Here is a 25975-nt window from a genome sequence, read left to right on the forward strand (position 1 = left end):
GCTCTGGCTCCGACGTATGTGAACGAAAGATTGCGACATAATCGAAAATGCGAACGAATAACAGCCCGCGATTTCATCCCCCGTTAAGCTCGAGAGGCAAGGATGCCTCGGGACGGAAAGGGGTTCGGTTGCGATGTACCTTAAGAAAATCTCGGGGCCAAGGGCGATCACCCTGCCGGACGGCTCGATCATGACACAGGCGGATTTGCCCCCGAAAGAGACGCGCAGATGGGTCGCCTCGCGCAAGGCGGCGGTGGTGAAGGGCGTCATGCACGGGCTGATCACCCAGGATCAGGCGCTGGAACGTTACGCGCTTTCGGCGGATGAGTTTCGTGAATGGGTCTGGGCCGTGACAAAACACGGCGAAGAAGCGCTGAAAGCAACGGCGGTTCAGAAATTCCGATAGGAAGTCTTGAAAATGACAACTTTGAGTTGTTGTAAATATTGTTCCGATCGGTAATTCTACGTTAACCATTTGTGGGCAAGTTAATTGGTAATCAAACCTGATGGAGAGATCGGTTATGCGTGTGCTGCTCGTCGAAGACGATCCAACTACCTCGAAAAGCATTGAATTGATGCTTAATCATGCCAACCTGAATGTTTACACGACAGATCTTGGCGAAGAAGGAATCGATCTGGCAAAGCTTTACGATTACGATCTGATTTTGCTAGATCTGGGCCTTCCTGACATGAACGGACACGAAGTCCTGCGCCAGCTGCGCCTTTCCCGGATCGATACGCCGATCCTGATCCTGTCGGGGGCCGATGACACGGACAACAAGATCAAGGGCTTTGGTTTCGGGGCTGACGATTACATGACGAAACCCTTCCACCGGGAAGAGTTGATTGCGCGGATCCATGCAATCATCCGGCGGTCCAAGGGGCATTCCCAATCCATTATCAAGACGGGCAAGGTTTCTGTTAACCTTGATGCCAAGACGGTGGAGGTCGATGGAAAATCGGTTCACCTGACCGGCAAGGAATACCAGATGCTGGAATTGCTGAGCCTGCGGAAGGGCACGACCCTGACCAAGGAAATGTTCCTTAATCATCTCTATGGCGGGATGGATGAACCGGAATTGAAAATCATTGATGTTTTTATCTGCAAGCTGCGGAAAAAACTGTCGAATGCCACGGGCGGGGACAATCATATCGAAACTGTATGGGGCCGTGGTTACGTCCTGCGCGATCCGCAGCCGGAGGAAATGGATGACCAGCGTCTGGCCGTCGGGGCCTGAACGCCCTGCGCAGATCAACTGAAATCCGGGTGTCTTCCGGGATGGGGCGGGTTTCCGCTCTGGACCCCGGGGGGCGTGCCGCCTAAATCTTTTCCAGGCTGATATCGCCGGATCAGAAGCAGGGGGCGCTTTCGTGTCAGACATTCCCGTTCACGCGCTGACAGAGGATCAGGCGAAAGAAGAGCTTGCCCGCCTGGCGGACCTGCTGGCGCGCGCCAATACGGCCTATCACACAGAAGACGCGCCCGAGATTTCGGATGCCGACTACGATGCCGCCAAGCGCCGGAATGCCGAGATCGAAGAGCGTTTCCCGAATCTGAAGCGCGCCGACAGCCCTTCGGACCAGGTCGGGGCGGCCCCGTCCGAAGGTTTTGGCAAGATCCGCCACGTGGTCCGGATGATGTCGCTGGCCAATGCCTTCGAAGATGCGGGCATCACGGATTTCGACGCGCGGGTGCGGTCCTATCTGAACATTCCCGCCGGGCAGCCTCTGGCCTTTACGGCGGAACCCAAGATCGACGGGCTCAGCCTGTCGCTGCGGTACGAGGGCGGCCGCCTGATTCAGGCCGCAACCCGCGGTGATGGTGAAGTTGGTGAAAACGTCACCGCCAATGCCCTGACCATCGAGGACATTCCCGAGCGTCTTAAAGGCGCGCCAGAGGTGCTGGAAGTCAGGGGCGAAGTCTACATGTCCCACGCCGATTTCGCGGCGTTGAACACCCGCCAGGAAGAGAGGGGGGGCAAGACCTTTGCCAACCCGCGCAACGCTGCCGCCGGTTCCCTTCGGCAATTGGATCCGGAAATCACCCGGTCGCGTCCGTTGAAATTCTTCGCCTACGCCTGGGGGGACCTGAGCGCACCGCTGGCCGACACCCAGGTCGGCGCTATCCAACAGCTTGAAAAACTTGGCTTTCAGACCAACCCGCTGACGCACCTGTGCAAAAGCCCGGAAGAAATGCTCGCCCACTACCGTTCGATCGAGGAACAGCGCGCAACGCTTGGCTATGACATCGACGGTGTGGTCTACAAGGTTGATGATCTGGCGCTGCAACAACGGCTTGGCAGTCGCTCGACCACGCCCAGATGGGCGCTTGCGCATAAGTTTCCGGCCGAACTGGCCTGGACCCGGCTGGAAGCCATCGACATTCAGGTCGGCCGGACCGGCGCGCTTAGCCCCGTCGCCCGCCTGACGCCGGTGACCGTAGGCGGTGTCGTTGTGTCGAACGCGACGCTGCACAACGAAGACTACATCGCCGGCCGCGACAACAAGGGCGAAACCATTCGCGACGGCAAGGATATCCGCGTTGGCGATTGGGTCCAGGTCTACCGGGCCGGCGACGTGATCCCCAAGGTGGCCGACGTCGACCTGTCGAAACGCCCCGAGGGGGCCGCGCCATACGTCTTCCCCGACAGCTGTCCCGAATGCGGATCCGAGGCCGTCCGGGAAGAAGGTGACGCTGTCCGCCGCTGCACAGGCGGCTTGATTTGCCCGGCTCAAGCCGTTGAAAAGCTGAAACATTTTGTGTCACGCGCGGCCTTCGACATCGAAGGCCTGGGCGCAAAACAGATCGAGATGTTCTACGCGGATGAGATCCTGCCGATCCGCGAACCGGTGGATATCTTCACCCTGGCCAAACGCGATGCGAACCAGCTGGCCAAGTTGAAGAACCGCGACGGCTTTGGCGAAAAAAGCGTGACCAACCTGTTCGCAGCGATCGACGAAAAACGTCGTATCCCTCTGAACAGGCTGATCTTTGCCCTTGGAATCCGCCACGTCGGAGAGGTCGCGGCCAACGATCTGGCCCGCCATTTCGGCGGCTGGGCGGGCTTTGCCGCCGCCGTGGACGCCGCCGCCCCGGCGGCACAGCAATTCATCGCCGGGGAAGAAGCCGTGCTGCGCGAACGCCGTGCCGCCGCCGCCGAAAGCCGCCGCGCCGCCGTTTCCGCGATTCGCAACGCCGCATGGGAGGACGTGCCGGCCAGCGCAAAAGCCGCCTGGGACGACATCGTCGGCATTGACGGTATCGGCGCGGCGGTGGCCATGTCGCTGGTCACGACCTTCCATCAGAAGGCCGAACGCGCGTCGATCGACCGGCTGGTGGCGGAACTGGACGTGCAGGACGTGGCTGCTCCGGCGACGTCCGACAGCCCGGTGGCGGGAAAAACTGTCGTCTTTACAGGCACTTTGGAGAAGATGACCCGGGCGGAAGCCAAGGCGACGGCGGAAAGCTTGGGCGCGAAGGTTTCGGGCTCGGTCTCGGCCAAAACCGATCTTCTCGTCGCGGGCCCGGGGGCAGGATCCAAGGCCAAGAAGGCTGCCGATCTAGGCATCGAAACCATCGACGAGGATGGGTGGATCGCCCTGATCAGCGGCTGATGGCTGAGCGGCCGGAAATCCTGTTTCCCCTGTTCGGGCAGGTCCAGACCCTGCCGGGGATCGGCCCGAAATCCGCGAAAAGCCTTGAGAACATGGGCGTTTTTGCGCCCCGGGATTTGCTGTTCGTCCTGCCGCACGGTGCGATCGACCGTCGGCTTAGGCCCTCGATCCGCGGGGCCGAGATCCCAGGCGTGGTCACGGTTGAGATCGCGGTTGGCGCGCATCGTCCGGCGGCCCGTCGCGGCGGTGCCTACCGGATCATGGTCGAGGACGCAGAGGAGAGTTTCGCGCTCGTCTTCTTTCATGCCCGCGGGGATTACCTGAAAAAGCTGTTGCCGGAGGGAAGCAGACGGATCGTTTCGGGCCGGTTGGAGCTGTTTGACGGTGTTGCGCAGATGGTGCATCCGGATCACGTCTTGCCGGTCGCGGAAGCCCGGGACCTGCCGGAATTCGAACCGATTTATCCATTGACGCAAGGGGTTAGCCAAAAGGCTATGGGGAAGGCGGCGCAGGCGGCACTGTCGCGCGCGCCGGAGGTTTCGGAATGGATCGATGCAGAGCTTGTATCGCAGCGGGCCTGGCCAACCTGGCGGGACGCCCTGAATCAGGCGCATGCACCAAATGACGACACGAGCGTTCTGGATAGGGCGCGGGCTCGCCTGGCCTATGATGAGCTGTTTGCGCACCAGGTGACGCTGGCCCTGGCGCGGGCGCAGTCGCGGCGCAAGAAGGGGCAGGCCACGGTTGGTCCCGGGCACCTTCGGGACAAGGTTCTGAAATCTTTGCCTTATGCCCCGACCGGCGCGCAGCAACGCGCGATCCAGGAGATCGCCAAGGACATGGGCGGTGACACGCGGATGTCGCGGTTGCTGCAGGGGGACGTGGGCGCGGGCAAGACGCTGGTCGCGGTCATGGCGCTGCTGATCGCGGTCGAGGCCGGAGGGCAGGGTGTCATGATGACCCCGACGGAAATCCTTGCGCGCCAACACCTTGAAAGCGTGCAGCCCCTGGCCGAAGCCGCCGGCGTGCGGGTCGAGATCCTGACGGGCCGTGACCGGGGCGCGGACCGGGCGGAAAAGCTGCGGGCGCTTCAGGCTGGGGACATCGACATCCTGCTGGGCACCCACGCCGTCTTTCAGGACGATGTGATTTTCCGCGACCTGCGGCTGGCCATCGTCGACGAACAGCATCGGTTTGGGGTGCGCCAACGGCTGCTGTTGGGCAAGAAGGGCGCGCAGGCGGATGTCCTGGTGATGACTGCGACGCCCATCCCACGGTCTCTTGCGCTGACGCAATACGGGGACATGGATGTCTCCGTCCTCGATGAAAAGCCGCCGGGGCGGAAGCCGATCAAGACGGCCCTCATTTCGACCGACCGGCTGGAAGAGGTGGTGAACCACCTGCGGCCCGCCGTTGCCGAAGGCAAACAGGCCTATTGGGTCTGCCCCCTGGTCGAGGAAAGCGAAACGGTCGATCTGACGGCGGCCGAGGACAGGTTCAAACACCTGCGCGCAGCACTTGGCGAAGACGTCGTGGCGCTGGTCCATGGCCAGATGCCCGCCGCGGACAAGGACGCGGCGATGGCCAAGTTCGTTGCCGGTGATCGCCAGGTTCTGGTTGCCACGACAGTGATCGAGGTCGGGGTCAACGTGCCCAATGCCTCGATCATGGTGATCGAACGGGCCGAGACCTTCGGCCTTGCGCAATTGCACCAGCTGCGCGGCCGCGTCGGCCGGGGGGAGGCCGAGGCCACCTGCCTGCTGATGTATCGCGCGCCCATGTCAGAAACGGCTGAAAAGCGGCTGATCCTGATGCGCGAAACCGAAGACGGCTTTCGAATCGCGGAAACCGATCTTGAGATGCGTGGTGCGGGCGACATGATCGGCACGGCGCAATCCGGTCTGCCCCGTTTCCGGATCGCCGATCTGGAAAGGGATGCGGGGCTGATGGCCCTGGCCCAAAGTGATGCACGCACCCTTCTGACGCTGGATCCCAAGCTGGAAGGCGACAGGGGCCGGTCCGTGCGCGTTCTTCTGTGGCTGATGGGGCAGGATGAGGCAATTCGTTTGATTTCAGTCGGTTAGGATTTTTGTTCTCAAATGTTCTCACAAAGTTCTTTACAGGTTCTGAAGGATATGAGAACAAAGGAGCAACAAAGAGAACACTGACAGGAGCCCACGATGATCCGCCAGATTTCAGACCTTGCCCGCCGGTCCCGCAGCACGCTGATCGAAGACATGGCTGGTGTTGCTGCCTTGACCGTTCTTCTTCTTGGGGCGCTTCATCTGCCCGGCCTGATCTAAGGACCTGCCCCCGATTTCTGCTTTTCTGCCTGCATGATCACGTCCGGCCTGTCCCGCATTCCCCGATGCGGAAGCTGCGACTGCCTGTCCCCTTTCCGGGTTGCCTCATCCCCGGTTCGACAGGCCGGTGTCCCACGTGAGCATGCTGACCTGCCGCCGCCATTCCTTCCCCGGATGTGCGGCGGTTCTTTTTTTGGGAAAGACCGTTGAGCCTGGATCCAAAGGGGCGAGGCGTCAGAACGTATAAGCCAGGCGCAGCCCGCCCCAATGGCGACCCTGAACCTTGATCGGGGCAGAGGCGTCCTTCATCAGAACGAATGATCCGCCACCCATGTCGCGGCGATAGACCTGCAATAGGAAGGGGGCGAGATTGCGCCCGGCCTTCAGCCCGACGCGGTCGTTGAAAATCCGCCTGTTCCGGCAATTGGCGGTGTTCCAGACCGGATCGGCCCCCTGCGGTTGAGAGAACTTCTTGTTGTGAGTCGGCAGATACCCGTTCCGATCGACGGCGGCGCAAAAGGCGATGCGATCATCCATCTCAAGCACCGGTTCCTGGATCGCGGGCAGCACCTGGTCGGTGAAGCGGGTGAACCGGGTGGTGACCTGCTGCGGGTTGGAATTCGCGACTGGCCGATAGTCGGAATCAAACAGATCTTCCAATGAGATACGTCCATCCGCCACAGCCTTGGCGAAGATGTCAGAGATCTGCGCGGCCCGATCCCGCACCTCGGAAATCCAGCGCGCATCGCCGGTATTGCCACCCAGGGAAACGGAATCCTGCACCAGTTTTTCCGAGGTGTCGATCATCCGGGACACCCTTTGATGCGCCTCCTGCACGCCGGAAACGCCCTGTGTCACGGATCCATCCATCGCGGCGATATTGGGCAGGAAATCCCGCAAGGCCCCGTCCGCCTGACGGGCATCGCCTGTAATCAGCTCGGTCCGCTTGTGCGAGGCGCGCATATCTTCGAGCGCGTTGGACAGGGCCGTGCGGCTAAGCGTGCCACTGTCGCGCATCTCTCCGGCCTGGCTGTTCACCTGGCCGGATTCCGTCTGTAGTTCGGAAATCCAGGCGATCAGAGCGTTGACGTTCGTGCTGATATCCTCGGCCGCCTTGCCGGTGCGGTGCGACAGTTCGTTGATCGCATCGGCCACAACCGCAAAGCCCCGGCCGGTTTCCCCGGCGCGCGCGGCTTCGATCTTGGCATTGATCGCCAGCATGTTCACCTGCGCGGCGATATCGGCGATCTGGTTGTTCGAGGATTGCACCGCGTCCAGCGTGCCCTGCACCGATTGCGACCGGTCATCCAGGCTTTGGACCCAGGTGGTGATATGGGCGGATTTCTCTTCGGTGTCCTGAAGCAGATCGTTGGCTTCGGTCAGCTTGTTCAGCGTGGCGGTGATGGTTTCCGACATGGCCGTCAGCGTTTCCATGACCGAAGCGTTCATCTGAACCACATGCCCCGCGCCTTCGCGAAGGCTGCGCAGGGTACGCAATTGTTCGTCGGTCTGTTCTTCCAGCTGATCCAGGAACCCGGCCACGTCGACGATTTCGCCCCCGAGGGCCGAGGCGCTTTGCGCCACGCGGTTCAGCGTGTCGGCATCGGCCTGGCCAGAACCGGCCTGGCCTGAACCAGCCTGTCCAGAGCCGGTCTGGCCCTGTCGGAACCCGCTTTGATCGTGGTGCATGCTGATCCGTCCCCAATTCGTCCGGGGCAGGAATAGCGTTAAATAAAGAACAAGCGGTTAAGCGCCCTGGGTTTCGCCGATCTGTTCCATCGCCTCGCTCAGCGCTTCAAGCGTCAGCAGGATCGAGGCATGGCGATTGCGGTATTCCTTGGCGGGGCGCAGCACCTCGAGGCCGTCGAAGGGGGCAGGCGGGGTTGGCCCGTCTTCTTTCAGCATCGCCTTCAGCGCATCGCGCGCGGCAACGATCTGATCCGCCGTGGTGCCGATGACCGCATGGCCGACCACGGCCGCCGCCGCCTGACCCAAGGCACAGGCCTTCACGTCCTGCCCATAGCCCGTAACCTTGCCGTCCTGCATGGTCACATCCACCGTCACAGTGGATCCGCACAGCGGCGCGCGGCGCTTGACGCTGGCGTCCGGTGCGTCCAGCCGGGCCTGGTGCGGGATGTCCGTGGCAAGGGCCAGGATGCGGTCCGAATAGAGCTTCACAAGATCGTTTTCGGCAGTCATGGCGGCCTTTCTAAGGTGGTGCTGCGGGGGGTGACCCGATAGCTAGCCCGAGACGGCTAGATCCATTAGATAGCCCCCAGGACCCGGTTTGGAAAGGATGCCCCATGCGCTTTGATGTCGCCACGCTGAAATTCGACGACAAGGGGCTGATCCCCGCCATTGCCCAGGACGAGGGCGGCGCCGTGCTGATGATGGCCTGGATGAACGCCGAGGCCGTGACCCGCACGCTGGAAACCGGCCGTGTCACCTATTGGTCGCGCTCGCGCCAGAGCTTCTGGATCAAGGGCGAGACAAGCGGCCACGTGCAGGAGCTGGTGGAGATGCGGGTCGATTGCGACCGCGACTGTCTTTTGATGGTCGTTCGGCAGGAGGGGCCGGCCTGTCACACCAACCGCCGCAGCTGTTTCTATACCGCCATCCGGGACGGGGATGAGGTCGAGCTGATGGCCCCGATGGCGTGATCGCCGGGGTCTGATGTTGGTGGCTTTACAGCCCGACCATACGGCGTAAGTCTGCGGGCGAGAGCCCTTCGTCCCGGTAGGTCGCGATGGCCCGCGCGTCGTCGCGCTTGGCCAGGCGCTTGCCCTGGTCGTCACGGATCAGGCGGTGGTGGTGATAGGTCGGGCGGGGCAAGCCCAGCAGGTCTTGCAAGACGCAATGGATCTGCGTCGCCTCGAACAGGTCCTGACCGCGCGTCACATGGGTAATGCCCTGCGCGGCGTCATCCACCACGACCGACAGGTGATAGGACGTCCCCATATCCTTGCGCGCCACGATGATGTCGCCGGTGGCCGCCAGGATCTGATCGGCGGGCAGGGGAATCTTCCCGGTTTCGCCATTGGGTCCCGTGCCCTCTTCGGTGAAGTGCAGCGCCCCGGTCCGCGCCAGGGCCTTTCCCATGTTCAGCCGTAAAACGGCGTCTTGCGGCATCTGCTCGCCGAGCCCTGACGTGCCCGTCTCGCGGCAGGTTCCGGGATAGATCAGACCGTCCGGCCCGTGGGTCGGCGCGCCCTCTTGCGGGGCGGAGAGGGCGTTTTCGATGTCCTTCCGGCGGCAGGTGCAGGGATACAAAAGCCCGTCATCCCACAGCCGGGCCAGCGCCGCGCGGTAGCGGGGCAGGTGGTCGGACTGGCGCAGCACCGGTTCCTCCCACGTCAGCCCCAGCCAGGCGAGGTCGTCATAGATTTGTGCCTCCCACTCCGGGCGGGCGCGGGATTGGTCGATGTCCTCGATCCGCAGCAGGAACCGCCCGCCCGCCTGCTGCGCCAGATCATGCGCCAGCAGTGCCGAATAGGCGTGGCCCAGATGCAGCGGGCCGGTCGGGGACGGGGCAAAGCGGGTGGTAAAAACCATGAGTGATTTCAAACGGGGTTGTGGGGTGCAGCAGGGCTAGGACGAATTGAGCGGAGATTGAAGAGGAAAGTGGGTAAGTGAAAGGTGAGTTAAAGTGATCCGATTTGTCCAGAGGCGGCTGTAAGCGTCAGAATTTACGTGATTTCTGTTTGGTTTTTGCTTGCCTTCGCACAGCCGGTTTTGAGGATCCAGTGATGCCGTTTCCTGTACGGAGTTGGCCTTTGGCGCGGAGACCTTGCCCCCACGACAGTCGCCAGAAAGGCAAAGAAAAAGGCCCCGGACCTATGCCCGGGACCCCTTGGTCGATCTGCAGATTCCGCGGGCACAAGCCCTGTGCGAGAGCTAAACTTACTCCGTAAGCTCGCCCGCTTTCGCGTTGTCCAGCCAACCCTGCCACAACTCTTTCGCGCGGTCGGTGTAGCCCTTGTAGCGCTCCTTGCGGCCGCGGCGTCCGCCGCGCACACCGTCAAGCGGCGGGAAGAGCCCGAAGTTCACGTTCATCGGCTGGAAGGTCTTGGCCTCGGCCCCGCCGGTGATGTGGTTCACCAGCGCGCCCATGGCTGTCTCGGGCGGCGGGGCGGGCAGCTCGCGGCCCAGGATCTCGCTGGCGGCCATGCGGCCCGCCAGCAGGCCCATGGCCGCGCTTTCCACATAGCCCTCGACCCCGGTGATCTGACCGGCAAAGCGCAGGTGCGGGCGCGAACGCAGGCGCATCTGGTTGTCCAGCAGCGTGGGAGAGTTCAGGAAGGTGTTGCGGTGGATGCCGCCCAGGCGGGCAAAGCGCGCGTTTTCCATGCCAGGGATGGTCTTGAAGACCTCGGTTTGTGCGCCGTACTTCATCTTGGTCTGGAACCCGACGATGTTGTAGAGCGTGCCAAGGGCATTGTCGCGGCGCAGCTGAATTACAGCGTAAGCCTTCTGGTCCGGCTTATGCGCATTGGTCAGGCCGACGGGCTTCATCGGACCGTGGCGCAGGGTTTCACGGCCGCGTTCGGCCATGACCTCGATCGGCAGGCAGCCGTCGAAATAGCCCGCCGTCTCGCCTTCGTGGAACTCGGTCTTGTCGGCGGCCAGAAGCGCGTCGATGAAAGCCTCGTACTGGTCCTTGGTCATCGGACAGTTCAGATAGGCCTTCTGTTCCTCTTCCGTCTCGCCCTTGTCATAGCGCGACTGCGCCCAGATCACATCCATGTCGAGGCTGTCGGCATAGACGATCGGCGCGATGGCATCGAAGAACGCCAGCGCGTCCTTGCCGGTCTCGGCGGCAATCGCCTGACCCAGACCTTCAGAGGTCAGCGGCCCGGTGGCGATGATCCAATGGCCATCCTCGGGCAGCGTTGAGATCTCGCCTTCCTCGACGCGCACCAGCGGATGGGCGCGCAGACGTTCAGTGACCCCGGCCGAAAAAGCATCGCGGTCCACGGCCAGCGCCCCGCCCGCAGGCAGGGAATGGGCATCGGCCATTTCCATGATCAGCCCGCCGGCGGCGCGCATTTCCCAATGCAGCAGACCCACGGCGTTCTGTTCGTCGTCATCCGACCGGAAGGAATTCGAGCAGACCATCTCGGCCAGGTCGCCGGTCTTGTGGGCAAAGGTTTCGACCTGCGGGCGCATCTCGTGGATGACCACGGGCACGCCCATTTGGACGGCCTGCCAGGCAGCTTCGGAGCCGGCCATGCCGCCACCGATGATATGCAGTTCGGGTGTGTGTTCAGCGCGTTTTGACATGGGCGCGATGTAGGGGATCGCGCGCACTTTGGGAAGGGCGCTTAGTTCAGGCGATCCATCGGTAGACCCGAGGGCACGCTGGACGGCGCGCCCAGCCGTCCGCTGCGGGCCTGCGGGTCGGTCAGCGCGCCGAGAAAGGCCAGCAGCGCGGCGATCTCATCTTCGCTTAGGCTGACAGGGGCGATTTCTGTGGCCTCGGCAATGCGCAGGACCTCGTCGAAGTCCTCCATCGCCTGCCAGTCGGGCGCATCGGGCAGGGCGTGCAGCCGCGCCTGGGACCGGTCGTACCCAGCCAGCGACCGAATGGGGGCAAGGTGGTGGCGCACCATCCCCTCAAGATCCGCATAGGCCCCGTTGTGGCCATAAGGCCCAGTGATCGCAACGTTTCTCAGCGACGGGGTGCGGAAGCGATAGCGGTCTTCGGGATCGCCGGTGACGGCGATGCGGCCGCGGTCTGCATATCCCCCGGCCTCTTTTCCGGGACCCAGCTGGGGCAGGCCGATGGCGTGGAAAGAATGGTCGGTCTGGAACGGGCCGGAATGGCAACTGGCGCAGTTTCCCTTGCCATAGAACACCTGCATCCCCGCGATCTGCTGCGTGTTCAGCGCGTCCGCGTCGCCATGCAGGTAGCGGTCAAAGGGGCTGTTAATCGACTGGAATTCATAGGTCTCGAATTCCGCAAGGGCGCGGGCCACATCGGTGAAATGCAGCTTTCGCCCCGGCGGCAGAAGGCGGGCGAAGCGGTCGGCATAGGCGGGAATCGCCTCGATCCGCTGGCACAGCAGATCCCAGACACCGCCCTCACCACCGAACCGCTTGTCGCGCGCAGCCAGGGCAACGGGGTTTTCCTGATCCTGCCCGGCCATTTCGTCGAAGCTGGTCGGCGGCATCATCGCCTGCGCCGTCAGGACCGAGGCGACGGGCCGCTCTAACGCGGCCCCTTCGGGCATGCGCATGCCGAAGGGCGCATGGGGATCGGCCTCGACCCGGCCGTCGTGGAACAGCGACCCGAATTCATAGGCCCCAAGGTTGAACAGCGCGGGCGCATTGCGCGGGATCCGCGCCTGGGGGGCATTGCTGGGATCGACCCTGCGATTGGGGCCCAGATCGACCGCCCCTTCGCCCAGCCCAAGCGACATGCCATCGGCGGAGGCCAGGCTGGGATGGTGACAGGTGGCGCAGGCGATGTTGCGATTTCCCGAAAGGATCGGATCGAAGAACAGGTCGCGGCCCAGCAGGACCAGCGCCGGATCGGTCGGAGGGAAGTCCGCCTGGGTCACCGCTTTCGGCAGGTCGGCAGCCAGAGAGAGTGTGGCCAGGAGAGACAGAAAGCCGGCGGTGACCCAAGTGTGCATGCTGTACCGTTTCGATACCTGGTGACCTTGGTACCCCATGGGGGACGGTCGAAAAATGCCAAATCGGGCAAAACTGTGGCGCGGTCCTGGAAACGATGGCCAATACCAGCAGGATTATTCGCGTCCGCCTAAAGAACTGGATCTGCGCCCGGGGGGGACGGTCAGTCTGCCCAATCGGGGCTGCGTTTTTCAAGAAAGGCGTTGATCCCTTCTTCGGTGTCGCGCAGCAGCATGTTCTGCACCATGACCTCGCCGGTGTAGGCATAGGCCTCGTCCACGGGCATCTCGACCTGATTATAGAAGGCCTCTTTCCCGATGGCGACGGCGGCCCCCAGTTTGCCGGCGACCAATTCGGCCAGGGCCTGGGTTTCTGCCATTAGCTCGTCCTCGGGCACGGACCGGTTGATCAACCCCAGCTCCTGCGCGCGGGTGTCGTCGATGAACTGGCCGGTGGTCAGCATCTCGAACGCCTGCTTGCGTGGGATATTGCGGCTAAGCGCGACCATGGGCGTGGAACAGAACAGCCCGATGTTCACCCCGTTCACGCCAAAGCGCGTGCCGGTTGCGGCCACGGCCATGTCACAGGTGGCCACCAGCTGACAGCCGGCGGCAGTGGCAATGCCGTGGGGCATGGCGATCACCGGCTGGGGCAGGGTACGGATTGACTGCATGACCCGCGCGCAACGGGTGAAAAGATCGGCGAAATAGGCGGCCCCGCCATCCGGGGCCTGCCGTCCGGCCTGCATTTCCTTCAGGTCATGGCCGGCGCAAAAGGCCTTGCCCGCGCCCGACAGGATCACCGCCCGGACGTCGCGATCGCCGCGCAGCTGATCCAGCTGATCCTGCAGCGCCGCCAGCATCGCATCGCTGAGCGCGTTCAGCTTTTCCGGCGTGTTCAGCCGCAGGTGCGCGACCCGGTTTGTGTCGTGACGTTCCAGAATTGCCATCTTGTGCCTCCCCTCGCTTTGGCGAAGTCTAGGCCGCGAACAAGGGAGAGGAAAGCACATGTCCGCAGCAGGCCCGGTGATGACCACCGATGAGCTGAACGAATTCCTGGCGGCGGAATTTCCGCAGGTCCGCAACGATTTCCTGGTGGAAGAGGTGCGCCAAATGGGCGTCCGCGTGCGCCTGAAGGTCGAAGACAAGCACCTGCGCCCGGGCGGCACGGTCTCGGGCCCGACGATGTTTGCCCTGGCGGATGTGGCGGTCTATTTGGGCGTGCTTGGCATGATCGGACCCAAGGGGCTGGCGGTGACGACCAATTGTTCGATGGATTTCATGCGCAAACCGGCGGCGGCGACGGATCTGGTGGCCGACTGCACGATCCTGAAACTGGGGCGCGTGCTGGCCGTGGGCGACGTGATGATCCGATCCGACGGGCAGGAGGCCCCGGTGGCCCGCGCCACGATGACCTATTCGATCCCGCCTGAAAGGGCACCGCAGGGCTAGGCACCTGGCCGGCTTCGGGCGGTGGTTGGGAAGGTCGGCGTTACCGGGTCAATCGGCCAGCTCGATCACGATCTCTTCGTTGCGCGCGGCATAGGTCCAGAAGTCCAGCGCATCGGCGACGGCGTTGGACAGAAGCGACACGATCATCTCGAAGGAGCGGGGGCGGGGATCGCCCTTGATCTCGGCCACCTGCTTGGCATGCACCAGGCGCGAGGCCTGATGATCCAGGTAGGTGCAGAACAGCGTCGCGGGCGGTGGCGGCCGGTGATAGACCGGCAGGTCGATCACGGCGGGCGTGACGAAACCGCTGTCGATTTCAGTCGACCGCAACCCGCAGACCGCCCCCGTGACCGGAACACCGTTCAGCGTGGTGGTGACACGGGCATAGGTGTAATTCTGCACCCGGTCCGCGGCCTCGGGCGGCACGCTGACCGCAAACTGGCTGGGCGGCGGGCTGAAGGTGATCGGTCCCGTATAGCCGCAGCCGGCCAGGGCCGTAAGACCGGCCAGAAGGGCAATCTGGGAGCGATGCATGAAGGGCCTGCTTTGCGTTGTCCTGCTTTACCTATTGGGTTGGTCCACGCGAAAGAAGCCGGCCGGGGAAATTTGGGAAAGCTGTTGCCCCAGAGACTCGCATTGTGACCCGCATTTTGTGGGGTAATATGATACCTATTTTGCAAGGTGTTGTTTTTGCTTGTGTAATCCGTGCGCGGTGCGCTTGACTGGCTGCGCGCGCCCTGTATAACCCGCCCATCAATCTGCCCGGTCGGCATCATACCCGTCCGGGCTGCCATATTCCAAAGGGCACCCGATATGAAAACCTTCTCTGCTACTCCGGCAGACATCGAGAAGAAATGGATCGTGATCGACGCCGAGGGCGTCGTTCTGGGCCGTCTCGCCTCGATCGTTGCCATGCGCCTGCGCGGCAAGCACAAGGCGACCTTCACCCCGAACCAGGACATGGGCGACAACGTCATCGTGATCAACGCTGACAAAGTCCAGCTGACGGGCAACAAGCGCGCCGACAAGAAATATTACTGGCACACTGGCCACCCGGGCGGCATCAAACACCGCACCGCAGGTCAGCTGCTGGAAGGCAACTTCCCCGAGCGTGTCGTGACCGCCGCGGTCAAGCGCATGCTGCCGGGCAACCGCCTGTCCCGCAAGCAGATGACCAACCTGCGCGTCTACGCCGGTGCCGAACATCCGCACGAGGCGCAAGCCCCGGAAGTGCTGGATGTCAAATCCCTGAACTCCAAGAACACGCGGAGCTGATAGATGGCTGACCAGATCAATTCGCTCGAAGAGCTGAAGGGCGCCGTGACCGAGAACGTCGGTGGTGTGGCCGCAGCCGCAGAACCCGAAACCCCGCGTGAGCCCGTCCGGGACGAGCTGGGCCGTTCCTATGCGACCGGCAAGCGGAAAGACGCGGTTGCCCGCGTCTGGATCAAGCCGGGCTCCGGCAAGGTCACCGTGAACGGCAAAGAGATGGACAAGTACTTTGCCCGTCCCGTTCTGCAGATGATCCTGCGCCAGCCCTTCACCATTGCCGGTGTGGAAGGCGAATTCGACGTCTACGCAACCGTCACCGGTGGCGGCCTCTCCGGTCAGGCCGGCGCGGTCAAGCACGGCATCTCCAAGGCGCTGCAGCTGTACGATCCGTCGCTGCGCGGTGCCCTGAAAGCCGCTGGCTTCCTGACCCGCGACAGCCGCGTTGTGGAACGTAAGAAATACGGCCGCCGCAAGGCACGCCGGAGCTTCCAGTTCTCCAAGCGTTAAGCTGCCAACGCACCTGCGTTGTATCATTCCGAGGGTTCGCAAGAGATTGCGGACCCTTTTCTTTTGCCGCCCTTTGGGGTGTGTCGGGATCTTTGTGGTGTCGGTTGCTTGCGCAAAGGGCGGTTGCGGGTCTGACGCCCCGCGGCGGGGCCCTCGTCGCGCCGTTCGCCCTGCGGGCGGCCTGCGCGCCTCGGGCGGTGGTGCCTTAGGCCGATCTTAGGCGCGGGGCGGCTGGCGTTGGATCGGCGCGGGTGGTCAGCGGCTGCGTCCTGTTGCCGACCTTGAACTGGCCCACGAGCTCCGCCAGCCGGCGCGCGTTTTCGGACAGGACGGCATTTGCGGCGGTAGTTTCTTCGAAGCGGGCGGCGAATTCCTGGGTGACATTGTCGAGGTCCGAGATCGACTGATGCACGCCGACCAGGCCGTTCGATTGTTCCCCTGTCGAGGCGGCGACCGTGCCCATGCGTTCGGCGATCGTGTTGACCGAGGATTGGATTTCATCCAGCGCCGTGCCGGTTTCCTTGACCAGGCGCACACCGTCGGTGATCTGCGAAACGGAGGTATTGATCAGGTTGTCTATCTCGCTTGCGGCATCGGAAGAGCGTTGCGCCAGCGCCCGGACTTCGGTGGCGACCACGGCAAAGCCGCGACCGGCGTCGCCGGCGCGCGCGGCCTCGACCCCGGCATTCAGGGCCAGCAGGTTGGTCTGAAAGGCGATGTTTTCGATCACGCTGATGATCTTGCGGATTTCCGTAGACGAGGTTTCGATCGCATCCATGGCCGTGACCGTGCGCCCCATGATTTCCGTTCCGGTTTCCGCCTGCTGCCGCGTGCCTTCCGCCTGGCTGCGCGCGCCCTTGGTGTCATCGGCCACCCCGGTGATCAGCGAGGTCAGCTGTTGCAGCGAACCGGCGATATCGGACAGGGTCGCGGACTGCTGTTCGATCCGTTTCGCCAGATTGTCGGAGGTGTTCGAGATTTCACGCGATCGGGTCTGGATGGAGTCTGTTTCCGCCAGCACGTCGCATAGCGCGACTTCAAGACTGTCGACCGCTTCGTTGAAGATATCGCCCAGCCGTTGATAGCCCGGGGGCAAGGGTTCGGTGATCCGCACGCGCAGATCGCCCGAGGCCAGGCCCGCAAGCTTCTTGCTGAGCAACTCGAGCAGTTCCGCGACCTCTGCGTCATGTTCGTCGCGCAGCGCAGCGGTCTTTGCATCCGATGCGCGGGCGGTTTCGGCCGCCTGATGCGCGGATTTCAGGGCCTCTTCGGCTTCGGACTGGGCGGTGGCGGCTTTGGCCAGGGCGGCATCGGCGCGGGCGCGGGCGGCCTCGGCCTCTTTCTTCTGGGCCTCGGCTTCTTTCAGGGCGGTTCGTGCATCCTGCATCGTGCCTTCCAGCCGTCGCGCGTGCCGCTGCGCAGAGGCGGTCTGGGCGAGGCGCACCCAGACAATCAGCATCAGGTTGCCGGTGGCCAGCGCGATGGTCACCGCATGCACGGACACGCGGGCAAGGTTGAAGCCCAGGTCACTGGAAAGGAAAAGGAATTGCGGCGCGACAACCACCATCGAGGCATGATGCAGCGCAACCAGACCCGCGGCTGAAAGCAGGGCGGCGCGGCAGGCATAGGTGGCGATTGCTGTCAGCGCGACGAAGAAGACCATATGCATGTCGGGCTGCATCGGATGGCCGCGTAGCGCGGCGGTCAGCATGACGACCTGCCCGATCAGCGCCAGGGCGACGGTGATCCGCGCCGCACGCCCCTTCATGCGAAGGCCCATCAGGCCCGTGCCCGCCATCAGCAGCGATCCAAAGGCGACGGGCAGCCACATGCCGCTGCGCGCAAGAAGCGCGGCAAAGATCGTGATCAGCGGAGAGACCAGAACGACATAGACGACAAGGCGCAGCGCATGACGGCGGTGCGCTTCGAACCGGTCGCCCAGGGTGTCGCTGTTGAATATCAGCTTCGCAGGCCGCGCGGTGCCGGGATCATGCCCTGCCGCAGCCGTGGAAGCCGTCGTATCGATCCTGTCCGCGCCCAAAAGAGCCCCCGCAATCTGTCCGTCACGGGCAGCTTTGACAGATTCGTCTTGATCAGGGCTTAACGCGGCAGGCCAAAGGCTCTTTAACCGTCGCCGTCGATCAGCCCCAGGCCGCGCAGGTAGACGCCGATGCCGGATTCCAGCAGATCCTCGGGCGGGAAAGGCGAATGCCGCCCCGGAGAGTTCCGCGCAAAAAGTTCGACCACACCGTGGCTTAGCGCCCAGATATGCGCCGAGAACATCGAGGCGGGCGGGCGTTTTTCAGGCGGGATATGTTTCGACAGATCCTCGGCCGCGCGTTCCAGAACGGCGTTCGCCCGGTTGGCGACAGATGCCAGTTCGGGCGTTCTGTTAACGGAAATCCCGCTTTCGAACATCGCGATGTAATGGCCGGGATACTTGCGCGCAAAGGCCAGATAGGCGCGGCCCGTGGCCTCGAAGGCCGCCAGCGCCGAGGGCTGGCCCTTGTCATAGGCGTATTGCATCACGTCCGAGAAGATCTCGTACCCCTGGCGCGCGGCCTCGGCGATCAGGTCGTCGCGGCCTTCGAAATGGCGATAGACGGCGGCGGGGGTGACGCCCGCGACCTTCGCGGCCTCGGACAGGGTGAAGCCCGTGGGGCCTTTCTCCTCGATCAGCTTCAGCGCCGCGTCGACAAGGGCTTGCCGGAGATTTCCGTGATGATAACCGCGTTTAGGCATCCCAGATGTCCGGGCCTCCGCAGATCTTGCTGTCGACCTCGCCCAGGGCCCTGGCGTCCTTGCGGGCATAGTCCAGATGGCTCAGCACCTGGCGGATGGCGGCCAGACGGGCCCGTTTCTTGTCGTCTGACCGGATCACCGTCCAGGGCGCGACATCCGTGTGCGACCGGTCGAGCGTTTCGCGGATCGCATCGGAATAGGCATCCCATTTCTTCAGCCCCTCGACGTCGATCCAGGACAGTTTCCACTGTTTCAACGGATCGCTTTCGCGGGCAAGGAAGCGGCGCAGCTGTTCGGCCCGGCCGACGTTCAGCCAGAACTTGAACAGGTGGATGCCTTCATCCACCAACATCTTTTCGAAATCGGGAACCTGGGTGAAGAAATGTTCGCGCTGCGCCTCGGTGCAGAAGCCGAAGACATGTTCGACAACGCCCCGATTGTACCAGGAGCGGTCGAAAAACACGATTTCCCCGGCACTTGGCAGATGGTCGATGTAGCGCTGGAAATACCACTGGCCCTGTTCGGTTTCCGTGGGCTTCGAAAGCGCTACGACCCGCGCACCACGCGGGTTCAGGTTTTCGCGGAACCGTTTGATCGTGCCGCCTTTTCCGGCGGCATCCCGACCTTCAAAGACACAGACGACCCTTGCGCCAGTCTCCTTGGCCCAGGCCTGCATCTTGACCAGTTCGATCTGAAGCGCCTCGAGCTCATCCTCGTAGGCCTTTTTCTTCATCTCTTCGTCGTAGGGATAGGAGGGGCTGAGGATGTCGTCCTTGCCAGCGTCCGCAATGGCCTTGCGAACCTCCTTCGGGGCGTCCTGATCGTGGAAGGCGCTGATTGCGCCGTCAAAGGGCAAGTCCATGTCTCCCGGTCCTTTTTTTCCCGATGTGCTTTGATCCAATATGGCGGGCGCGGGCCCGGCATGCAACGGCTGGCATGTTTGAAGCGGTCGGGATGGCCGCCTGGCCAGAGGCTCAGGCGCGGCCCAGCCCGGCCCGAGCAGCAGCCCGGTCGATGGCGGCGATCACGTGATCCTGGGACACGTGATGCGGCATGTGGCCGACGCCGGGCAGGCGGGTCAGCACAGCGCCGGGGACATCGCGGGCCATGGCCTCGGAATGGATGGTCAGGGACACGGTGTCATCGGCGTCCCCATGCACGATCTCAATCGGCAGGGTTAGGCCCGCATAGGCCGGAGAGAGGTCTTCAAGATGGGCGCGCAGATCGGTGCGCTGCTGGGCATTGGCCATCAGGCTGTGCGGCCGCGCCACCAGCGGGGCCCCGATATGGCCGGCATAGCCGAAGGGCGCGCTTTGCGGGGCGAAGACCCCTTCGATGGCGTCCTCGATATAGTCATCGCTGACCCAGGCCCCGATCACATGCGCCAGAACCGGGCCGATCACGGGCCGGGACAGCGTTGCATAAAGCCGGTCCAGCGCCCCCGGCCAGGGGTAGGTCGCGCCCGAGACATTGACCACCGCAGCCACCGAAGGGTGGTGAACCGCCCAGGCCATGGCGACAGCCCCGCCAAAGCTTTGCCCCAGAAGGATCGGATCCTTTACGCCCAGGCGCTGCGCGGCCTCGGCCAGCAGGTCGGCCTGATCGCGCAAAGTCACGCCACGCCGGGCCAGCCGGGGCGAATGCCCCAGTCCCGGACGGTCGAAGATCGTCACGCGATAGCGGTCGGACAGCGCATCCATCAGCGCAAAGGTGAAATCGCGCGTATTGCCGGACGCCCCGTGGATCAGCACCAGATCCGGGCCCTTGCCCTTCTGGACATAGTGCACGCGGTTCTCGCCGAAGTGCAGGAACAGCCCCTCGGGCGGGAAATCAGCCTCGGCCCGGCGGGAACGGATCCGCACGCGCCACAGGGTCACCAGCGCCAGAAGCGCCAATAGCGCAAGGATCCAGATCATCGATCAGCTGCCGATGTCTTCGATCTTGAAGGGCGTCGTCTGGTAGATCTCGTTGATCCAGTTGCCGTACAGCAGATGCGCATGGCTGCGCCAGCGGTTCTGCGGCGGCTGGCTGGGATCGTCGTCGGGGTAGTAGTTCATCGGCACGTTGATCTTGGTCCCGGCGGCGACGTCGCGGTCGTATTCCTGCTTCAGCGTGTCACTGTCGTATTCGAAGTGATTGAAGACATAGAGCGCGCGATGCACGGAATCCTCGACCAGGCAGGGGCCTGTCGTCTTGTCGCCCAGCAGGGTGGTCAGCCCGCCCGCCGCGTCAATTTCAGACTGCTTGTTCTCGGTCCAGCGGGACACGGGCACGACGCAGATATCCGAGAACCCGCGCAGGTAGGGCGAGGATTTCGCAAGGTTCTTCTGCGGATAACAGCCGAACAGCTTGTGCGGCAGGATATGCTTGGGCACGTTGTGGAAGTAATGGATCATCGCCATCGCCCCCCAGCAGACGCCGAAGGTCGAATGCACGTGGCTTTGCGTCCAGTTCATCACCTCGACCATCTCGTCCCAATAGGTCACATCCTCGAACTCAAGATGTTCGATCGGCGCGCCGGTGATGATCAGGCCATCGAATTTCTCGCCGCTGTCGCGCACCTCGGAAAAGGGGCGATAGAAGCTTTCCATGTGTTCGGCCGCGGTGTTGCGGGTCTGGTGTTCCGACATCCGGATCAGCGTCAGTTCGATCTGCAGGGGCGTGGCCCCGATCAGCCGGGCGAACTGGTTTTCCGTCTGGATCTTCTTGGGCATCAGGTTCAGCAGGGCGATCCGCAGCGGGCGGATGTCCTGACGCGCCGCCTGATCGTCGCCCATGACCATCACGCCTTCGCGGTTCAGAACGTCGAAAGCAGGAAGGTCGGAGGGAAGCTTGATCGGCATTGGCTTGGCCTTGTTCAGAAGCAGGGGTCAGGTACGAAGAATTGGCTGGGGGTTCTGGTCACATAAGGGACGGGTCACCGGGTCTCAAGTGCGTTCCGGATCATCGCATCAAAGGATTGCGCATCCGTAACCGTCGCCATCTGGTCCATGGTAACGGTCACGCCGCGCCGCGCCATGGCGGCATAGCGGGGCTGGCGGTGATCCAGCGCGCGGGCATAGGTCCAGCGCACGAAGTCGTCGGGGTTGACGCGATCGTCGGGCAGGCCGGTTTCAGTGCGGTAGTCATCCCAGGCCTTCAGAAGGAAGTCGGGCTGGTAATACATCGGCTTGGGGGCGCGGTCGAAGCGGCGGATCAGCTTTTCCCGGTGCGCCTCGTCCCCCTTGAGCCAGACCATCAGGCCCAGATCGGACAGGGAATCCAGCACCGGATCCTCGTCATCCTCGGGATCGACGACCTCGCAGATCGACCCGCCGCAATCGCAGACGAAATGCGGGTAACCGTAAAGATCCACGGCCCGCTGTGCGAAACGTTCTGCATCTAGCAGGGCCGAGATTTCGGCCATGCGGTGCTGATCCTGGCGCAGGCAGTATTCGTCAAAGGGCAGACCGCCCTTTTCCGGATCGCCCGGCTTGCCCAGGTAGGTCGACAGCGGCGCAAGGTTGTCGAAGGTGATGTTCGATCCGATGTAGATCGAATCCGACATCAGCAGTTCGCGCAGGAAGGGCACCTGCATGGCATGGGCCTTGGCGTTGTCGGCGATCAGCTCTCCCATGTAGCGGGTGCCGATGCGGTAATCGATCGAATAGTGGAACCAGGCCCCGGTGTCGCGCAGCATATTCGCCAGGTAGGTCTTGCCCAGACCCGACATGCCGAACAGGATCACGCGTTTCTGCGTCGCCGCGTCCCAGTCCTGAGGCGTTTGATAAAGCATGAGTATCTTCCCTTGGTCCGCGCCTTTGCTACGCGCGGGCCGGGCGTGCGTCAAACGCCTATTGCGCGCGGCCTTTCGGGCGGCGCAGGGCCCGCAGCAGGCGGCCATCCAGAATGACCAGTCCAAGGGCGATGATGCCAAAGCCCGCAAGGTGGCGGGTCAGCAGCACCTCGTCCAGGTAGACATGTCCCAGAAGGATCGCCACAGGCACCAGAAGCAGGGTCACCAGCATCAGGTTGCCGCTGCCGGCCTTGGACAGGATGGAATAATACAGCAGATAGGCGATGCCCGTCGCGACCAGCGAATAATAGGAAATCGCAAACCAGGTGCGCGGCAGCAGATCCAGGCTTGGCACGCCCTCGGTCAGGATGGCGACAGGGATCATGATCAGGGTCGAGGCCGTCAGCATCCCGGCCGAGGCGGTGATCGGCGGCAGATGCGACAGCTTGGCCCGGCCAAAGCTGCCCGCCAGCGCATAGCACAGCGTCGCCCCCAGAACGGACAGTTGCGCCAGTGACCGCAGGTCGATCTGCGTCAGCGTCTCAAGCCCCATAGCCGTGGCCACGCCCAGCACGCCGCAGGCGACACCGATGGCCTTGGGCGCGGTCAGCTTCTCGTCAGCAAAGGCGATGGCGGCGACGACCACGCCGAAGACGGCGGTGAAGGAATTGAAGATCGCCGTCAGCCCGCTTTCGATATGCAGCTGCCCCCAAGCCAGGAAGGAAAAGGCCAGGGCGTTGTTCAGCAGCCCCATGATCAGGAAATAGCCCCAGATCTTCGCGCCCCGCGGCACCGGCTTGCCGGTCACCAGGACCACGGCCCACAGCACGACCATCGCCCAGAGACAGCGGTGCATCACCGCCGTGAAGGGGCCGATTTCGTCCAGCGCTACGCGGACGGAAGGAAAGGACCCGCCCCAGATCAGGGCCAGAAGGATCAGTTGCGCCCAGGCGGTGCCGGACATGGTCTTTTGCTGTGTCATGGCAGCATTAGCCGCAGCACGGGGCGATCCGGCAACCCGTTTCCTGTGCAATCACGGTGATGTCGGGACCGTACGGTCGCCGCGGATATTGGCGTAATTGGCACCAAAGATGATCGCGGCGCCGATCAGCACATAGGGATCCAGCGCTTCGTTATACAAAAGCAGCCCAAGCACGGCGGCCGAGGGCAGGCGCAGGAAATCCATCGGCGACACGACCGAGGCCGGGGCGATCGACAGCGCCGTCGTCAGGCAGAAATGCGCAAACAGCCCAGCCAGCCCGACCAGCACCGCCGCCGGCCAGAGCGCGGCGGAAGGCGCGGCAAAGTCCATGTCGTAGCCGCCGCAGATCAGCCCGAAGACGGCCTGCATCGCGGTCAGCCAGAACAGGATGTTGATCGTCGGCGTGTCGCGGGTCAGCCGTTTCGTCGAAATGATCGTTCCGGCAAAGCAGATCGCCGCCAGGGCCGCCGCGATCAGACCGGGGCTGAGCGGTTGCGATCCGGGGCGCGTGATCAGCAGGATGCCGGCAAAGCCGGTCAGCGCCGCCAGCACCCGCCGGCGCGACATCTTCTCGCCCAGCAGCAGCGGCGACAGCACCAGCACCCAGAGGGGGGCGGTGAACTCCAGCGCGAAGACCTGCGCCAGGGGCACCACGGTGATGGCGTAGAACCACAGGTTCTGCCCGGCGAAATGCGCCACGTTGCGCAGCCCGTGCAGGGGCAGGTGGCGCGTGCTGATCTGGTCCCATCTGCCGCGCAGGGTGATCACGCCCAGAATGATGATGACGCCAGTGAAACTGCGCCAGGTCATGATCTCGAAGGTGTCCAGCTCGGCCGCAAGGATCCGCCCCGCCACGGCCATGGTCAGGAAGGACGCAATCGCCCCCAGCATCCAGATCGCGGCCCTGAGGGTCGGGGACAGGGCAGGCGCGGCGGTTTGGGATGAGGACATGTCGGATACTCTGATCTTGGGCTGCGCGACCCTATCAGGGGCCGACCAAAGGTCCAGAGACGAAAGTCTAGGTTGACATATTCGCATTTGTTAATTCATTCTTGACCAGATCCTGCCAGGCTGACCGGACAGCGGCCGTCAGCACGCGGGAAAAGGGGAGGATGGAAAAAAGATACGCGTTCGGAACACCTTTGATTCAGATCAAGGGCCGGGGGGGCGGCAATTTGTAACCTCGCCGTGAATGGAAGCGCGACTTAAAACCATTCCAATTCGGAACCGACGGTGTTAGCACCGGCTCGCCCGGGCCCCGCGCGGCCCGGACGTCGACCAAGGAGGATCGCCCGTGACCTACGAGGCTTATCTGGATCAGGCCATCGGCCAGCTGCACGAAGAAGGACGCTATCGCACCTTCATCGATATCGTGCGTCACAAGGGGCAATTCCCCCATGCGACCTGGCGCAAGCCCGACGGATCCGAACAGCCCGTGACCGTCTGGTGCGGCAATGACTACCTTGGCATGGGCCAGCACCCCGTCGTGCTGGAGGCCATGCATGACGCGATTGATTCTGTTGGCGCCGGTTCCGGCGGGACGCGCAACATCTCAGGCACGACGCTGTATCACAAGGCGCTCGAGGCCGAGCTGGCCGACCTGCACGGCAAGGAATCGGCGCTGCTGTTCACCAGCGCCTATATCGCCAACGACGCGACCCTTTCGACGCTGCCGAAACTGTTCCCCGGTCTGATCATCTATTCGGACGAATTGAACCACGCCTCGATGATCGAAGGCGTGCGCCGCAACGGCGGGGCCAAGCGGATTTTCCGCCACAATGACGTCGAACATCTGCGCGAACTGCTGCAGGCCGATGACCCGGCCGCACCCAAGCTGATCGCCTTCGAATCCGTCTATTCGATGGATGGCGATTTCGGCCCGATCAAAGAAATCTGCGACCTGGCCGACGAATTCAACGCGCTGACCTATATCGACGAAGTGCACGCCGTCGGCATGTACGGCCCGCGTGGTGGCGGTGTCACCGAACGCGACAACATCGCGCATCGCATCGACATCATCAACGGCACCCTGGCGAAGGCCTATGGCGTGATGGGCGGCTATATCGCCGCCTCGGCCAAGCTGTGCGATGCCATCCGGTCCTATGCGCCGGGCTTCATCTTCACCACCTCGCTGCCGCCCGCGGTGGCCGCGGGCGCTGCCGCTTCGGTCAAGCACCTGAAGACCGACCAGGCGCTTCGCGACCTGCACCAGCAGCAGGCGAAGATCCTGAAAACCCGGCTGAAGGGCCTGGGCATGCCGCTGATCGACCATGGCACCCACATCGTGCCCGTGATCGTCGGCAACCCGGTGCACACCAAGATGCTGTCCGACATGCTTCTGGACGACCACGGCATCTACGTGCAGCCGATCAACTTCCCGACCGTCCCCCGCGGGACGGAGCGCCTTCGCTTTACCCCGTCGCCCGTGCACGGCCCGGACGAGATCGACAAACTGGTCCGCGCGATGGATGCGCTCTGGTCGCATTGCGCGCTGAACCGGCAGGAACTCGCCGGGTAAGGGCGGCACACCCCGTGGACTGCCCGTAGCGGTCACCAGGGGCAGGGCACACAACCCCTTGTGTGCAGGCCTTTTGATAGCAGAAACGGCGAATGGGCGCTTATACGTGGTATGAGCGCCCGTTTTTCTGGAATACTCCTTGAATCGTGTTAGGGTCGTGTAAACAAAGTGCATGAC

Annotated in this window: 25 protein-coding genes; 10 read left to right on the forward strand and 15 right to left on the reverse strand. The window is 63.2% G+C overall.

Annotation, left to right across the window (positions count from 1 at the left end; genetic code table 11):
• The first annotated feature begins 133 nt into the window (after positions 1–133).
• The 5 genes from sciP to BMX99_RS19980 all read left to right on the forward strand — a co-directional run bounded on the left by sciP (position 134) and on the right by BMX99_RS19980 (position 5918).
• Complete coding sequence (gene sciP / locus BMX99_RS05580) at positions 134–406, forward strand: CtrA inhibitor SciP (RefSeq protein ID WP_093448247.1); 273 nt, start codon at positions 134–136, stop codon at positions 404–406.
• Between the two features lie 115 nt (positions 407–521).
• Positions 522–1238, forward strand: coding sequence for a response regulator transcription factor CtrA (gene ctrA, locus BMX99_RS05585; RefSeq protein ID WP_093448250.1), 717 nt, complete (start codon positions 522–524; stop codon positions 1236–1238).
• 133 nt (positions 1239–1371) lie between these two features.
• Positions 1372–3615: an NAD-dependent DNA ligase LigA gene (gene ligA, locus BMX99_RS05590; protein ID WP_244525573.1), complete on the forward strand. Its 2244-nt coding sequence runs from the start codon at positions 1372–1374 to the stop codon at positions 3613–3615.
• Positions 3615–5699 carry an ATP-dependent DNA helicase RecG gene (recG, locus tag BMX99_RS05595; RefSeq protein WP_093448253.1) on the forward strand — a complete coding sequence of 695 codons (2085 nt, stop codon included), beginning with the start codon at positions 3615–3617 and terminating at the stop codon, positions 5697–5699. Before ligA ends, recG begins: the two co-directional genes overlap by 1 nt.
• A 96-nt stretch (positions 5700–5795) precedes the next feature.
• A complete protein-coding gene (locus BMX99_RS19980) occupies positions 5796–5918 on the forward strand; it encodes a hypothetical protein (protein WP_261315444.1) in 123 nt (40 codons plus the stop codon).
• A gap of 234 nt (positions 5919–6152) precedes the next feature.
• Here BMX99_RS19980 and BMX99_RS05600 read toward each other — a convergent pair whose 3' ends face one another.
• Both BMX99_RS05600 and BMX99_RS05605 read right to left on the reverse strand, forming a co-directional pair.
• Positions 6153–7607: a methyl-accepting chemotaxis protein gene (locus tag BMX99_RS05600; protein WP_093448256.1), complete on the reverse strand. Its 1455-nt coding sequence runs from the start codon at positions 7605–7607 to the stop codon at positions 6153–6155.
• Between the two features lie 57 nt (positions 7608–7664).
• The gene (locus BMX99_RS05605) at positions 7665–8117 is read right to left on the reverse strand and encodes an iron-sulfur cluster assembly scaffold protein (protein ID WP_093448259.1); all 453 of its coding nucleotides are present in this window, start codon (positions 8115–8117) and stop codon (positions 7665–7667) included.
• A gap of 104 nt (positions 8118–8221) precedes the next feature.
• Between BMX99_RS05605 and hisI the strand changes: the two genes are divergently transcribed.
• Positions 8222–8578, forward strand: a complete 357-nt coding sequence (gene hisI / locus BMX99_RS05610; protein ID WP_093448262.1) for a phosphoribosyl-AMP cyclohydrolase — start codon at positions 8222–8224, stop codon at positions 8576–8578.
• Between the two features lie 25 nt (positions 8579–8603).
• On the opposite strand, the gene gluQRS is transcribed toward hisI, so the two are convergent.
• The 4 genes from gluQRS to BMX99_RS05630 form a co-directional block, all read right to left on the reverse strand.
• Positions 8604–9470, reverse strand: a complete 867-nt coding sequence (gene gluQRS / locus BMX99_RS05615) for a tRNA glutamyl-Q(34) synthetase GluQRS (protein ID WP_093448265.1) — start codon at positions 9468–9470, stop codon at positions 8604–8606.
• A gap of 348 nt (positions 9471–9818) precedes the next feature.
• Complete coding sequence (gene trmFO, locus BMX99_RS05620) at positions 9819–11198, reverse strand: methylenetetrahydrofolate--tRNA-(uracil(54)-C(5))-methyltransferase (FADH(2)-oxidizing) TrmFO (protein ID WP_093448515.1); 1380 nt, start codon at positions 11196–11198, stop codon at positions 9819–9821.
• 41 nt (positions 11199–11239) lie between these two features.
• A complete protein-coding gene (locus tag BMX99_RS05625) occupies positions 11240–12553 on the reverse strand; it encodes a cytochrome-c peroxidase (protein WP_093448268.1) in 1314 nt (437 codons plus the stop codon).
• A gap of 161 nt (positions 12554–12714) precedes the next feature.
• A complete protein-coding gene (locus BMX99_RS05630; protein ID WP_093448271.1) occupies positions 12715–13500 on the reverse strand; it encodes an enoyl-CoA hydratase in 786 nt (261 codons plus the stop codon).
• 58 nt (positions 13501–13558) lie between these two features.
• On the opposite strand from BMX99_RS05630, the gene BMX99_RS05635 reads away from it, so the two are divergent.
• Complete coding sequence (locus BMX99_RS05635; protein ID WP_244525572.1) at positions 13559–14002, forward strand: PaaI family thioesterase; 444 nt, start codon at positions 13559–13561, stop codon at positions 14000–14002.
• A 48-nt stretch (positions 14003–14050) separates the two neighbouring features.
• Here BMX99_RS05635 and BMX99_RS05640 read toward each other — a convergent pair whose 3' ends face one another.
• The gene (locus BMX99_RS05640) at positions 14051–14536 is read right to left on the reverse strand and encodes a hypothetical protein (protein WP_093448273.1); all 486 of its coding nucleotides are present in this window, start codon (positions 14534–14536) and stop codon (positions 14051–14053) included.
• Between the two features lie 279 nt (positions 14537–14815).
• Between BMX99_RS05640 and rplM the strand changes: the two genes are divergently transcribed.
• Positions 14816–15277, forward strand: coding sequence for a 50S ribosomal protein L13 (rplM, locus tag BMX99_RS05645; RefSeq protein WP_093448276.1), 462 nt, complete (start codon positions 14816–14818; stop codon positions 15275–15277).
• Positions 15278–15280: 3 nt separating this feature from the next.
• Positions 15281–15781 carry a 30S ribosomal protein S9 gene (rpsI, locus tag BMX99_RS05650; protein ID WP_093448278.1) on the forward strand — a complete coding sequence of 167 codons (501 nt, stop codon included), beginning with the start codon at positions 15281–15283 and terminating at the stop codon, positions 15779–15781.
• 205 nt (positions 15782–15986) lie between these two features.
• Here the strand turns inward: rpsI and BMX99_RS05655 are convergent, their stop codons facing one another.
• The 8 genes from BMX99_RS05655 to BMX99_RS05690 form a co-directional block, all read right to left on the reverse strand.
• A complete protein-coding gene (locus BMX99_RS05655; protein ID WP_093448281.1) occupies positions 15987–17822 on the reverse strand; it encodes a methyl-accepting chemotaxis protein in 1836 nt (611 codons plus the stop codon).
• 83 nt (positions 17823–17905) lie between these two features.
• A complete protein-coding gene (locus BMX99_RS05660; protein WP_093448284.1) occupies positions 17906–18523 on the reverse strand; it encodes a TetR/AcrR family transcriptional regulator in 618 nt (205 codons plus the stop codon).
• The gene (gene ppk2, locus BMX99_RS05665) at positions 18516–19385 is read right to left on the reverse strand and encodes a polyphosphate kinase 2 (RefSeq protein WP_093448287.1); all 870 of its coding nucleotides are present in this window, start codon (positions 19383–19385) and stop codon (positions 18516–18518) included. The genes BMX99_RS05660 and ppk2 overlap by 8 nt, the downstream gene beginning before the upstream one ends.
• A gap of 112 nt (positions 19386–19497) precedes the next feature.
• The gene (locus BMX99_RS05670; RefSeq protein WP_093448290.1) at positions 19498–20439 is read right to left on the reverse strand and encodes an alpha/beta fold hydrolase; all 942 of its coding nucleotides are present in this window, start codon (positions 20437–20439) and stop codon (positions 19498–19500) included.
• 3 nt (positions 20440–20442) lie between these two features.
• Positions 20443–21366 carry a homoserine O-succinyltransferase gene (locus BMX99_RS05675; protein ID WP_093448292.1) on the reverse strand — a complete coding sequence of 308 codons (924 nt, stop codon included), beginning with the start codon at positions 21364–21366 and terminating at the stop codon, positions 20443–20445.
• Between the two features lie 74 nt (positions 21367–21440).
• Positions 21441–22298: an ATPase gene (locus BMX99_RS05680; protein ID WP_093448294.1), complete on the reverse strand. Its 858-nt coding sequence runs from the start codon at positions 22296–22298 to the stop codon at positions 21441–21443.
• A gap of 58 nt (positions 22299–22356) precedes the next feature.
• Complete coding sequence (locus tag BMX99_RS05685; RefSeq protein WP_170848774.1) at positions 22357–23280, reverse strand: DMT family transporter; 924 nt, start codon at positions 23278–23280, stop codon at positions 22357–22359.
• Between the two features lie 51 nt (positions 23281–23331).
• Entirely contained in the window at positions 23332–24231 is a 900-nt protein-coding gene (locus BMX99_RS05690; protein WP_093448299.1) for a DMT family transporter, read from the reverse strand.
• 343 nt (positions 24232–24574) lie between these two features.
• Between BMX99_RS05690 and hemA the strand changes: the two genes are divergently transcribed.
• Entirely contained in the window at positions 24575–25798 is a 1224-nt protein-coding gene (gene hemA / locus BMX99_RS05695) for a 5-aminolevulinate synthase (RefSeq protein WP_093448301.1), read from the forward strand.
• Positions 25799–25975 lie beyond the last annotated feature (177 nt).

The organism is Pseudooceanicola nitratireducens, from assembly GCF_900109195.1.
GTDB classification, from domain to species: Bacteria; Pseudomonadota; Alphaproteobacteria; order Rhodobacterales; family Rhodobacteraceae; genus Pseudooceanicola; species Pseudooceanicola nitratireducens.